Source organism: Achromobacter sp. UBA2119, assembly GCF_002331005.1.
GTDB classification, from domain to species: domain Bacteria; phylum Pseudomonadota; class Gammaproteobacteria; order Burkholderiales; family Burkholderiaceae_B; genus Achromobacter; species Achromobacter animicus.
Genome location: NZ_DCYD01000015.1, coordinates 69606 through 81788 on the forward strand (window position 1 = coordinate 69606; position 12183 = coordinate 81788).

The following is a 12183-nucleotide window of genomic DNA, read 5'->3' on the forward strand; positions in this document are numbered from 1 at the left end:
TCGCCGGCCTGACGGCGCCCGCTCGAGGCGCCGCAGCCGGCCACAACCCTGGAGACTCCCATGTTCCGCACTCGTTTGCTGGCGCGCTGCGCGCTGGCCGCCTGTCTGTCGCCGGCCCTGCCGGCCGCGCACGCCCAGACCTTTCCCGCCAAGCCGATCACGCTGGCCGTCCCGCATTCGGCGGGCGGCACGTCCGACATCCTCGCCCGCACCGTCGCCGCCGAAGCCGCCAAGACGCTCGGCCAGACGATCGTGATCGACAACAAGGGGGGCGCCAACGGCACCATCGCTGCCAAGCAGGTGGCCACGGCCGCGCCGGACGGCTACACGCTGCTGCTGGCCACCGCCAGCACGCACGGCATCAACCCGTCGCTGTATTCGCGCATTTCGTACGACGCGGTCAAGGACTTCACGCCCGTCACGCTGCTGGCCACCGTGCCGAACGTGCTGGTCGTCGGTCCCAACGTCAAGGCCAAGAATGTGCAGGAGCTGATCGCGTTCATCCGTTCGCAGGGCGACAAGACCAACATCGGCTCGGCGGGCGCCGGCACGCCGGGGCACCTGGCGGGCGAGATGTTCAAGAGCGAAGCGAAGCTGGAATTCACGCACGTGCCGTACAAGGGCGGCAGCCCCGCGATCACGGACCTGATCGGCGGCCAGATCGACTTCATGTTCACCACCATTCCGGGCGTCCTGCCGCATGTGAAGGCGGGCACATTGCGCGCATTGGCCGTGACGTCGCCCGAGCGCTCATCCGCGATGCCCGACGTGCCGACGATGGCCGAATCCGGCTTGCCTGGCTTTCAGGCGGTGTCCTGGCACGGCATCGTTGCGCCGGCCGGTACGCCGGACGCGGTGGTGGCCAAGCTGAATCAGGCGTTGACCGGCGCGCTGGCCTCGCCCGAGGTCAAGCAGCGCCTGCTGGAAGAGGGCGCGCGCGCCTCCAGCGTGAACACCGCCGAATTCGGCAAGTTCATCCAGACCGAGATCGCGGCGTGGGCGAAGGCGGTCAAGGACTCTGGCGCCACGGCGAATTGAGGCGGCAGGCGGTCGCGCGGCTTCTTTCAGCCTTTGAGGATTTCTGAAGACCGACGGGATTTGCCGGGCATCAGACGGGCGGATGAGCGCGAATCCGCCATGCTAGGATGCCCCGCATGCTGATTGCCGCCTTGCTTACCTCGCTGGCCCTGACCTCGGGCCCTGCCATTGAATACGACCTTCCGTGCTTCTTCGCGGACAAGGAAGCGGAAGGCTCCCTCGAACACGTCCAGCACTGCGCCCGCGCCACGAACGGTAGCGTCGAGTTCCGTCCCGCCGTCATGGCGCGCATGGGTTTCAGCAATGATGGCCTGTCACCCGCAACGGCCAATGGCTCGTGGCACTGGGTGCGGCCCGACGGACGCGCCGTCGCCGTGGTCACGTTCGATAACGGCGCCGACGATTTCGAGGAAGGCCTGACGCGCGGACCGTGGGCGGGCGGCATGGCCTACTACGACAGGCAACTCAACCGCGTGCTGGCCACGCCTTACGACTGGGTCGACCGCTTCGAGGGCGGTCTCGCCGCGGTGTGCAAGGGTTGCCGCATCGAACGCACGCGCGACGGCGAACACAGTTACGTCACGGGCGGAGAATGGGGCGCCATCGACCGCGAAGGGCGGCTGGCGCTGCCCATGCGGCCGGATGCGATGTCGTTGCGGGCAGAGATGGAGACGGCGCGCGGGGCGCCCAGCAGCGCGCCTCACCCGCAATAAATCAGCCTCAGAACTTGTAGCGCAGTTGCGCGTACACGTTGCGCGGCGCGCCGTAAAAGACCGAGTTGTAGCTGCCCATGCCCGAGTAATAGTGCTTGTCCAGCACGTTGTTCAGGTTCACGGTCAGGCGCAGGTCCTTGGTGAAGTCATAGCCCGCCATCAGCCCCAGCACGCCAAAGGCGTCCTGCGTGAACCGATGGTTGTTGTCGCCGATGTCCTGCGAGAAATACGTGTTGCTCTGCCAAAGCATGTTCGCGCCTACGGTCAGGCGGTGCCAGTCGCCCGGCAGACGATACGCCGTAGCCAGCTTGAACAGGTGTTCGGGCTGCGTGGTGCTGACCCGCTTGCCGTCACGGTCGCGCGAACGGCTGTAGGTGTAGCCCGCGTTCACCTGCCAGCCCGGCATGACTTCGCCCGACACCTCCAGTTCGACGCCACGCGTGGTCACGCCCGGAATCGCGATGTAGGCGGTGCCGCCCGACGGCGTGGACGCGCCGCTAGGATCCAGCTCGGCGACGTTGTCCTGCTTGAGCTGGAACAGCGCGATGCTGGCGTTCAACCGGCCGTTCAGGTATTCGCCCTTGGCGCCGATTTCGTAGCTCTTGCCGGTCAGCGGATCCAGCTGGCGGTCGTTGGCATCGAAGTTGTAGGCCTGCGGCTTGAAGACGTCGGTATAGCTGGCATACACCGTGTGGTGCCTATCGAGGTCGTAAGTGATGCCCGCATAGGGGATGAATTTGTTGTCCACGGTGGTGGCGTAATGCGAAGTGCGGCCGTTGCCCAGACTGCCGTCCAGGCTCCATTCGTAATCCGTCCAGCGGCCGCCCAGAATGACACCAAGCCGATCCGTGGGACGCAGCACGGTCGCGCCGTACAGGATCTTCTGGTTCACCAGAATGTTGTGCGTCAGCCACCATTCGTACATATCGGGCTCGGCGGCGTTGTTGTTCCAGTTGAAGGCGTCGTCGATCAGCGAATCGGTATTGCCGTCGTAGCGGTTCGATTGCGAATGCGTGCGCGCGGCGTTATAGCCCAGCACCAGTTCATGCTGGCGGCCGAACAGGGTGTAGGGACCGGACGCCTGGAAGTCGATGGTGTTCTCGCGCGAGTCGGTGTTGAAGCGCGCCGCGCCGCCCGTGTAGAAGCCGTGATCGATGCTGTGCGTGTCCACGTCGATCAGTGCGCTGCTCATGCCGGAGATCAGTTCGCGCGAACGGTAGTTGCGATGCGCCGCGGCCAGCTTGACGCGCCAGCCGCTGTCGAACTGGTGATCGATGTCCGCGAAGACGCGGGTCGTGTCCTGGTCGCGCCACGCCCATTTGTCTGCGGGGTTGGTCGATCGCGAGAACCGGACCTGCGATCCGTCCGAGAAGAATGCCGGCAGATGGGTGTTGCTGGTGCCGTCGTTCTTGTTCTGCTGATAGTCCACGCCGATGGACGCCTTGGTGCGGGGCGTCAGGTCGGCTTCCAGGATGCCGTAACCGACATACTCTTTGCCGCTGGCGTAATCCATGTAGCTGCCGCGGGTCTCGGCGGCGCCGACCACGCGGCCGCGAATCTTGCCGTTCTCAGTCAGCGGGCCTCCCAGGTCGACTTCGCTGCGGTAGCGGTCCCATGAACCGGCGCCCGCGCTCAGGCTGCCTTGAAATTCCTGCGTGGGCCGTTTGCGGATGAAATTGACGACGCCGGACGGATAGCCTGCGCCGTTCACCAGACCGGTCGCGCCTTTCAGAATTTCGATGCGGTCATAGATGACCGTATTGGTGATGCTGTAGTTGTCGCGGACGTTGCCGCCGTCGCTGGACAAGCTGGGCAGGCCGTCGAACTGGAAGTTCTGCAGCTGAAAGCCGCGCGAGTAGAAGCTGTAGCCCTCCGAGTTGTCCTGGACCACGGTGATGCCGGGCGTCTGTTCCAGCGCGCCCGCGACGCTCACGATGCCCTGGTCATCCATCTGCTGGCGCGTGATGACGCTGACCGATTGCGGCGTTTCGCGCATCGTCAGGCGCATGCGCGTGGCCGACGAAGACTCCGGCATCGTGTACGAACCGGTGCCTTCGCTGGGCGGAATCACGCCGTTGGCGGTGACCACCACGGGTTCCAGCGCGGTCACCGCGCTGACCGCCGGCAGCGGCCGCACGGACAGCACGCCGCTGCGGGTGACGACGAGTTCCAGCCCGGTGCCGGTCAGCGCCTGTCTTGCGGCCGCTTCGGCGTTCAGCACGCCGCGCACGGGCGCGGCCTGCTTGCCGGCCACCAATTCGGCGCCGGCGGAAATGGGTTTGCCGCTCTGCAGCGAGATGCGGCTAAGGGTATCGGCCAACGGCGCGGCGGGCAGGTCGTAGGCCTGGGTGGCCAGTTGCGCGGCGGCTGTCGTGTTCTGGGCGTGGACCGGCCGGGTCAGCACGCAGGCGGCGAGCGCGCAGGCGACGAGCGCGGCGCCGGGGGGCAGGGGAAATTTCATGTTGGCAGGGAAGCAGTGAGTGGATTTCGGTTGCGTCATAAGTCATGACGGCGACCGATCTGAAATCCCCTCACTGCCAGCCGATTTTTTTTCAGGCGGCGTCCACCAGCGTCAGCCAGGGGCCGTAGCGATGCACGCGGATGGGCAGCGTGTCGCCCAACGCTTCCAGCGCCCGACGCGGATCGTCCAGCGGAAACACGCCAAAGACGCGCAGCGCCGCCACCTCGGGAGAGACCCGGATCAGCCCGGCCTGATAGGCGCGCAACTGTTCCACCACCTCTTCCAGCCGCGTATCCCGCACGCTCAGGATGCCGCTGCGCCATCCGGCCTGCGCGACGTCTTCGCGAGCCCACGCGCGGTCGCCGTCGAACGCCGCCGAGGCGCCTTGCGGCAGGTCCATCGCGTCGCCGCGGTGGGGCCGCAGCGTCAGGGTGTCCTGCAGGGCCCCCGCGACGGAGTAGCCGTCGAACTGGCTGATGCTCAGGCGGGCCGCGCCCGCCGAGACCTCGCCATGCCGCGTGCGCACCACGAACGGCCGCGCTTCGGCATGCGCGTCCGCATACAGCCCGCCCTGGCGCAGCACGACGGTGCGCTGCGCGTCGTCGTAGTGCACATCGGCGGCCGACCGCGCGTTCAGCGTCAGGACGGACCCGTCGGTCAGTGCGAACGTGCGACGTTCGCCGGTGCGCGTGGAATAGGTGGCGGACAGGCCGGCCAGCGGCACGTAGCGGTCGGTGACCAGCGCGCCCACGCCGACGCCCGCCATCAGCATGGCCAGCTTCAGTACGCGCCGGCGGTTCAGGCCGCTGGCCTGCAACAGCGCGGTGCGGGCCGCGCGTGCCGGCCCCGGGGCGTCGCGCGTCGCGTCACGCAGCCGGGACAGGGGTTGCTGCATCAGGCCGTCGACTTCGGCCCAGGCGCGCGCGTTGTCGGGGTGGCTGGCAAGCCAGTGTTCAAAGCGCTGGCGGTCGCGGTCAGAGGCCTGGCCGGAGGTCAGCAGCACGATCCAGTCGACCGCGCGATCGGTCAGCGCGTCACCGGCGGACAGCGGCTTCATGACGCGTCCGCGGCGCGGCGCGCGGCCAGGCAGTGCAGGAAGGCGCGCTTCACGTGACGCTCGACCGTCGCCAGCGACAGCCCCAGCGTTTGCGCAATGGCGGGATGCGTCATGCCGTCCAGCCGGTTCAGCAGGAACGCGTGCTTGACCGGCACGGGCAGTCCGTCAAGGAGCGCATCGATCTCCTGCACGGCCTGCTTCAGCATCATCAGCAATTCAGGCGAGGCGGCGACGGGCTCCTGCTCGTGCGCCAGCGCGTCCAGATAGCGCGCCTCGACGTCGCGGGCGCGCCACAGGTCGATGGTCAGGCGGCGGGCCAGCGTCAGCAGGTAGGCGCGAGGTTCGGCGATGGGCGTGGCCGACGGCGAGGTCAGCACGCGGCAAAACGTGTCCTGCGTCAGGTCGGCGGCGTCGGCGCGATTGTTGACGCGGCGGTTCAGCCAGCCCAGCAGCCAGTCGTGGTGTTCCGCGTAAAGCCGTTGAATGTTCTGGTACGCGGGGGAATCCATGGACGGGCGGCGACAGGTGGTAATAGGAATAACTCTTATTTATAACTTGGATCGCCGCCCAAGACAATCGCGTTATCCGCCCGCCAGCAGTTTGCCTAATGTCGCCATGCCTTGCTCCATGGCGTCACCCCAGGGATGGCCGTGGTTCAGGCGCAGGAAGTTGCCGAACGCGCCCGTCGCCGAAAAGAGCGGGCCCGGTGCGATGCTGATGCCGTGGTCCAACGCGGCGCGGTGCACCTTCAACGTGTCGATGTGCGCGGGCAGTTCCACCCAGACGAAGTAGCCGCCGGCCGGCCGCGTGGCGCGCGTGCCTTTCGGAAAGTAGCGCGCCACGGCTTGCAGCAATTCGCCCTGCTGCAGCGCGAGCGCCTGCCGGAACTGACGCAGGTGGCGGTCGAACCCGCCTTTTTCCAGATAGGCCGCGATGGCAGCCTGCGTGGGGGCGGCCGTGGCAAGGCTGGTGGTCAGCTTGTTGCGCATGATCTGCCGGGTGTAGCGCCCGCCCGCCACCCAGCCGACGCGATACCCCGGCGCCAGCGTCTTTGAAAACGACGCGCAGTGCATGACGATGCCATCGGTATCGAACGCCTTCGCCGGCCGCGGGCGGGTCTCGCCGAAATACAGTTCGCCGTACACGTCGTCTTCGATCAGCGCCACGTCGTGGCGTGTCAGCAGCTTGACCAGCGCCTCCTTCTTCTCGTCGGGCATCAGGCTGCCGAGCGGATTCTGGAACGTGGTCATCAGCCAGCACGCGCGCGGCCGGTGCCGCAGGATGGCGTCTTCAAGCGCCTCCAGATCGATGCCCACGCGTGGATGTGTCGCCACCTCGATCGCATGCAGGCCGTTGCGTTCCAGCGATTGCAGCGCGGCGTAGAACGTTGGGGATTCCACGATGACGGCGTCACCAGGCTGGGTCACCGCCGCCAGGCTCAGGTTCAATGCATCCAGCGCGCCGTTCGTGACGACGATCTCATCCACGGGCACGCTCAGGCCATCGGCCAGGTAGCGCAGCGCGATGGCGCGGCGCAGGGCTGCGTCACCCGGGCTCAAGTCATCGATGGAACCCCACGGATTCAGTTTCTGCACTGTCGAGGCCATGTACCGCGCCAGCCGGCCGTACGGCAGCAGCGACGGGCTGGGAAATGCCGAGCCGAAGGGCAGCATGTCGCGGCGCAGGGTGGCGTTCAGCACCCGCAGCACGTTATCGCTGACATCCACCGGATGGCGGTCCGCGCGGGCGCTGGACACGCTGTCCAGCTCGGGCAGTGCGGCGCGCGGCGCCCGCTGCACGTAATAGCCGGACCGGTCACGGGCACGGATGAGACCGCGCGCTTCCAGCAGGTAATAGGCCTTGAACACGGTGGACGGGCTGACGCCGCGGCTGGCGCTGGTCTGCCGCACCGACGGCAGACGGTCGCCAACCTGCAACAGGCCGGACAGGATCGAGGCGGTGATTTCTTCGGTCAGGCGTTCGTAGCGCTTCATGAGGGCGTCCGGATGCGTGGTGCGGAGTCAGGTGGACATGCCGATGGACCGCATGACCAGGCGCAGCACGCCGGCCGCCGCGCCCAGCGCCGCGACGCTGCACGTCCAGATCATCGCCAGCCACATCAGGCGCGTGAGCCACGAGGAAGATTGCGAAGGGTTCATCAGTGGAACTCCTCGCCCGTGCGTACCTTGCCCCGGAAGACGTAGTACGACCAGGCGGTGTACATGAGGATAATCGGAATGATCGCCAGGGCGCCGACCAGTGCGAAACCCTGGCTTTGCGGCGGCGCGGATGCCGCCCAGATCGACACGCCGGGCGGGATGATGGCGGGCCAGATGCTGATGCCCAGGCCGCTGTAGCCCAGAAAGACCAGCGCCAGCGACAGCACGAAGGGGCCCGCGGCCGGCGTGCCCTTGACGCGGCGAATCAGTTCGAAGCCCGCCGCGGCGACCAGCACCGGCACGGGAAAGAACCAGAACATGTTTGGTAGGCTGAACCAGCGCTGCGCGATGATCGGTTGCGTCAGCGGCGTCCACGCGCTCAGCACGGCAATCACGGCCAGCAGCGCCACCGTCAGCGGCCGCGCCAGGCGGCACATGTGGCGGTGCAGCCGGCCTTCGGTCTTCATGATGAGCCACGTGCAGCCCAGCAGCGCGTAGGCCGCCACGAGCCCGACGCCAGCGAACATCGAGAACGGGCTGATCCAATCCCAGGGGCCACCGCTGTAGGCGCGCCCCACCATCGGAATGCCCTCGATGTAGGCGCCCAGCGTGACGCCCTGGAAGAACGTGGCGCATACCGAGCCCAGGACGAAGGCCTTGTCCCACAGCGGCCGGTGATGCGCATCCGCCTTGAAGCGGAATTCGAACGCCACGCCCCGGAAGATCAGTCCCAGCAGCATGAACACCAGCGGGAGATGCAGCGCGCTCAGGATGACCGAGTAGGCCAGCGGAAACGCCGCCATGAGGCCGGCGCCGCCCAGCACCAGCCAGGTTTCGTTGCCATCCCAGACCGGCGCGACGGTATTGACCATCACGTCGCGCTCCTGGCCGTCGGTCACCAGCGGAAAGAGAATGCCGATGCCCAGGTCGAAGCCGTCCATGATGACGTACATCATGACGCCGAACAGAATGACGACGGCCCATATCAATGCAAGATCCACACCCATGGCGTCAGGCTCCGGAATGCTTGGGTTGCGCGGGCGCGACGCCCGCCAGGGTTGAGGCGGCGGACAGCGGACGCGAAGGTTGGCGCGGTTCGCCCGGTCCACCCGACAGCGGCGCGTGACCGGGCGCGGGGCTGGGACCCATGCGGATGAGGCGCAGCATGTACGAGACGCCCGCGCCGAACACCAGCAGGTACACCACGACAAAAAGCGCCAGCGTCAGCGTCAGCTCGCCCAGGCCGTGCGGCGTGGCGGCGTCCGCGGTGCGCATGACGCCATACACGATCCACGGCTGCCGCCCGATCTCGGTGACATACCACCCGGCCAGCATGGCGACCAGGCCCGACGGCCCCATCCACAACGCGGCGCGGTGCAGCCAGCGCGACTCGTACAGGCGGCCGCGCCAGCGCGCCCATTGCGCCCAGACGGCAAGGGCGATCATCAGCAGGCCCAGCCCGACCATGATGCGGAAGGACCAGAAGACCACCGTGGAATTGGGGCGGTCCTCGGGCGGATAGGACTTCAGGCCCGGAAACTGCCCGTCCCAGCTGTGCGTGAGGATCAGGCTGCCCAGCCGCGGGATGTTGACGGCGTAGCGCGTTTCCTCGCGCGCCATGTCCGGTATGCCGAACAGCGTCAGCGGCACGCCCGCGCCGGGCTCGTTCTCCCAATGGCCCTCGATGGCGGCGATCTTGGCGGGCTGATGCTTGAGCGTGTTCAGGCCATGAAAGTCGCCCACCACGGCCTGTAGCGGCGCGACAAGCAGCAGCATGCCCATCGCCATTGCGAACATCTTCTTCACGGCAGGACTGCGGTCCCCGCGCAGCAGATGCCAGGCGCCCGAAGCCCCGACCATCAGCGCGGTGGCCAGGAACGCGGCGATGCCCATGTGCGCCAGACGATACGGGAAGGACGGATTGAAGATCACGGCGAACCAGTCGGTGGGCACGACTCGTCCGTCCAGGATTTCGTATCCCGCGGGCGTCTGCATCCAGCTGTTGGACGCAAGGATCCAGGTCGCGGACACCAGCGTGCCCAGTGCCACCATGATCGTCGAAAAGAAATGCAGCCCCGGCCCCACGCGCGACCAGCCGAACAGCATCACGCCCAGAAATCCGGCTTCCAGGAAGAACGCGGTCAGCACCTCGTAGGCCAGCAACGGACCCGTGACGCTGCCCGCGAAATCGGAGAAAAAGCTCCAGTTGGTGCCGAACTGGTAGGCCATGACCAGCCCCGACACGACGCCCATCCCGAAGTTGACGGCGAAGATCTTGGTCCAGAAGTGATAGAGGTCCCGGTAGACCGTCTTGCCCGTGCGCAGCCAGAAGCCCTCGAGCACGGCCAGGTAGCTGGCCAGTCCGATGGTGATGGCGGGAAAGACGATGTGAAACGAGATGGTGAAGCCGAACTGAATTCGTGCGAGCAATAGCGCGTCGCTGTCCATGGCGGTATTCCTGACTTTCTCTGTCAGCGCGGACGGATCGCCACGAGGCGGCGGGCGCTGACGGGTGTTTGAACTGCCTCGCCAAGTTAGGCTTTTGGCGGCGATCAGTACAGATTCAGAGAAAGCAAAAAAAAGCGGATCAGTTTCGAGGCGCAGCCCGCGGCGCAAGCGCCGGCGCGGCCAAACGCTGCGCACGCTGGCTCAACCAGACACTGCCCACCACAATCGCCATGCCCGCCAGTTGCAGCGCCGACAGCCGTTGGTCCAGAATTGCCCAGCCCAGAATCGTCGCGGAGAGCGGGCTGAGAAAGCCCAGCGACGACACGGCCGCGGGCTCCAGTCGTGCCACCCCGCGGAACCAGAGCACGTAGGTCAGCGCCGCGCCGACCAATCCCAGCCAGGCGATGCCCATGACATTGACCAGCGTGAAATGCGGCAGCGGCGCTTCAAGCAGCAGCGCGGCTGGCACGAGAAGAATGCCGCCCGCCGTCAACTGCCAGGATGTGAAAGTCAGCGCAGAGACAGGCGGTTGCCACCGGCGGCTCAGGACGGTGCCCAGCGCCATGGACGCCGCACTGCCCAATCCGGCCGCGATGCCGACCGGGTCCAACGCCGCTTTCGGCGTCAGCACCAGCAGCGCCACGCCAGCCAGGCCCGCCAACGCCGCCACGACGGACAGCCCGCGAACGGGCGATCCCAGCAGCAGCCGGGCCAGCGCGATCACAACCAGCGGCTGGATCGCACCGAGCGTGGCCGCCACCCCGCCCGGCAGGCGGTACGCGGCGACAAACAGCAACGCCCAGAACACCGAGAAATTCAGCGCCCCAAGCACGAACACGCGCAGCCACCAGATGCCGTGCGGCAGGGCACGGCCCCACAACAGCAGCAGGATGCCCGCGGGCAGGGCGCGCAGCAGGGCGACCGTCAGCGGATAGCCCGGCGGCAGCATCAGCGTGGTGACGACGTAGGTGCTGCCCCAGATCGTGGGGGCGAGCGCGGTCAGGAGGAGGTCGGTGTTGCGGGACATGAATCAAAGGGAAGCGGCCGGCCAGCGCGCGCAGCGCTGGCCGCCGCCTTCAATACATATGCTGCCCGCCGTTCATGGCCACATTGCTGCCTGTCATGAACCCCGCCGCATCGCTGCAGATGAACGCGATCAGCGCGCCGATCTCATCGGGCTCGCCCAGCCGGCCTACGGGAATCTGCGGCAGGATCTTTTCCTGCATGACCTCCGGCGGCACGGCCTGCACCATGCGCGTGGCCAGATAGCCGGGCGACACGGTGTTCACCGTCACGCCCTTGCGGGCGACTTCCAGCGCCAGCGATTTGGTGAAGCCGTGGATGCCCGCCTTGGAGGCGGCGTAGTTGGTCTGCCCGAATGCACCCTTGCTGCCGTTCACCGAAGAAATGTTCACGATGCGGCCCCAGCCCCGATCCGCCATCGGCCCGCAAAGCGGCTGCGTCATGTTGAACATGGAGTCCAGGTTGCTGTGCATGACCTCGGCCCAATTCTGCGCGCTCATCTTGCGCAGGCTGGCGTCGCGCGTGATGCCGGCGTTGTTGATCAGGATGTCGATCTGGCGCCCGTCTTCTTCCAGTTTGCGCGCCAGCGCCTGGCAGGCGTCGAAGTCCGCCACGTTCACCTTGTACATGGCGAAGGTGCGGCCTTTGGCGGCCTCTTCCTTGATCCATTCGCGCGTGGCGGTTTCGCTGGAATGGTAGGTGACGATGACATTGTGGCCCGCATCGTGCAGTGCGACGGCGATGGCACGGCCCAGGCAGCCCGTCCCGCCCGTGATGAGGGCGGTTCGTTTAGCGGTCATGACGGCCTCCCTGCTGGTGGGCGTCCTGCATGGCCGCGCAGGCGGCCGCCATCTGGTTGGTCATCGTGGACCACATCTGCGCAAAGGGCGAGTTGTCGGCGGCCGCGCTGTTGGCCTGCTTGAACCATTCGCACATCGCTTCGCCCACGCCGGCGGCCATGGTGGCCTGTTCCTGCAGCGCGGCGTGCGTGAGGGCCTGGCTGGCTTCCAGTTGCGCCTGCCAGCGTTTGCGCGCGAGCTCGCCCATGGCGGGCATGACATCCTGCCAGTTGGCGGTGGGGTTCAAGGGGGAGAGGGCGGCGAGGACCTGGCCGGAGCTGTCGCCGGCCAGACGCTGGCCCATTTCGAGCCAGCGCTGCTGGCTTTCCTGCGCAAGCTGGGCCAGGCGCTGGCAGAAGGCGACGTTGGCGCCGGTCAGGCCGGCGGGCAGGGAGGCATTTGCTTTCTTCATCATCCGTCCTTGTAAATGGCGTGCTAAGGGGAA

12 protein-coding genes are annotated in these 12183 nt (G+C 66.9%); 2 read left to right on the forward strand and 10 right to left on the reverse strand.

Annotated features, from left to right (window positions below; all coding sequences use genetic code 11):
• Positions 1–60: 60 nt before the first annotated feature.
• Entirely contained in the window at positions 61–1038 is a 978-nt protein-coding gene (locus tag B3098_RS14810; protein WP_286897353.1) for a Bug family tripartite tricarboxylate transporter substrate binding protein, read from the forward strand.
• Positions 1039–1154: 116 nt separating this feature from the next.
• On the forward strand, positions 1155–1751 hold the full coding sequence (locus tag B3098_RS14815) for a WG repeat-containing protein (RefSeq protein WP_286897355.1): 597 nt from the start codon (positions 1155–1157) through the stop codon (positions 1749–1751).
• A 7-nt stretch (positions 1752–1758) separates the two neighbouring features.
• Here the strand turns inward: B3098_RS14815 and B3098_RS14820 are convergent, their stop codons facing one another.
• The 10 genes from B3098_RS14820 to B3098_RS14865 form a co-directional block, all read right to left on the reverse strand.
• Entirely contained in the window at positions 1759–4212 is a 2454-nt protein-coding gene (locus B3098_RS14820) for a TonB-dependent siderophore receptor (RefSeq protein WP_286897356.1), read from the reverse strand.
• Positions 4213–4303: 91 nt separating this feature from the next.
• On the reverse strand, positions 4304–5269 hold the full coding sequence (locus tag B3098_RS14825) for a DUF4880 domain-containing protein (protein ID WP_286897358.1): 966 nt from the start codon (positions 5267–5269) through the stop codon (positions 4304–4306).
• Positions 5266–5778, reverse strand: coding sequence for a sigma-70 family RNA polymerase sigma factor (locus B3098_RS14830; protein WP_286897360.1), 513 nt, complete (start codon positions 5776–5778; stop codon positions 5266–5268). Before B3098_RS14830 ends, B3098_RS14825 begins: the two co-directional genes overlap by 4 nt.
• A 72-nt stretch (positions 5779–5850) precedes the next feature.
• Complete coding sequence (locus B3098_RS14835; protein ID WP_286897362.1) at positions 5851–7263, reverse strand: PLP-dependent aminotransferase family protein; 1413 nt, start codon at positions 7261–7263, stop codon at positions 5851–5853.
• A 27-nt stretch (positions 7264–7290) separates the two neighbouring features.
• Positions 7291–7428: a DUF2474 family protein gene (locus B3098_RS14840; protein ID WP_286897364.1), complete on the reverse strand. Its 138-nt coding sequence runs from the start codon at positions 7426–7428 to the stop codon at positions 7291–7293.
• Positions 7428–8435 carry a cytochrome d ubiquinol oxidase subunit II gene (gene cydB / locus B3098_RS14845; RefSeq protein WP_175184680.1) on the reverse strand — a complete coding sequence of 336 codons (1008 nt, stop codon included), beginning with the start codon at positions 8433–8435 and terminating at the stop codon, positions 7428–7430. The genes B3098_RS14840 and cydB overlap by 1 nt, the downstream gene beginning before the upstream one ends.
• A 4-nt stretch (positions 8436–8439) precedes the next feature.
• Entirely contained in the window at positions 8440–9876 is a 1437-nt protein-coding gene (locus B3098_RS14850) for a cytochrome ubiquinol oxidase subunit I (protein WP_286897367.1), read from the reverse strand.
• A gap of 139 nt (positions 9877–10015) precedes the next feature.
• Positions 10016–10903, reverse strand: coding sequence for an EamA family transporter (locus B3098_RS14855; RefSeq protein ID WP_286897369.1), 888 nt, complete (start codon positions 10901–10903; stop codon positions 10016–10018).
• Between the two features lie 49 nt (positions 10904–10952).
• The gene (phbB, locus tag B3098_RS14860; RefSeq protein ID WP_286897371.1) at positions 10953–11699 is read right to left on the reverse strand and encodes an acetoacetyl-CoA reductase; all 747 of its coding nucleotides are present in this window, start codon (positions 11697–11699) and stop codon (positions 10953–10955) included.
• The gene (locus tag B3098_RS14865) at positions 11689–12153 is read right to left on the reverse strand and encodes a hypothetical protein (RefSeq protein ID WP_175122471.1); all 465 of its coding nucleotides are present in this window, start codon (positions 12151–12153) and stop codon (positions 11689–11691) included. The genes phbB and B3098_RS14865 overlap by 11 nt, the downstream gene beginning before the upstream one ends.
• Between the last annotated feature and the right edge of the window lie 30 nt (positions 12154–12183).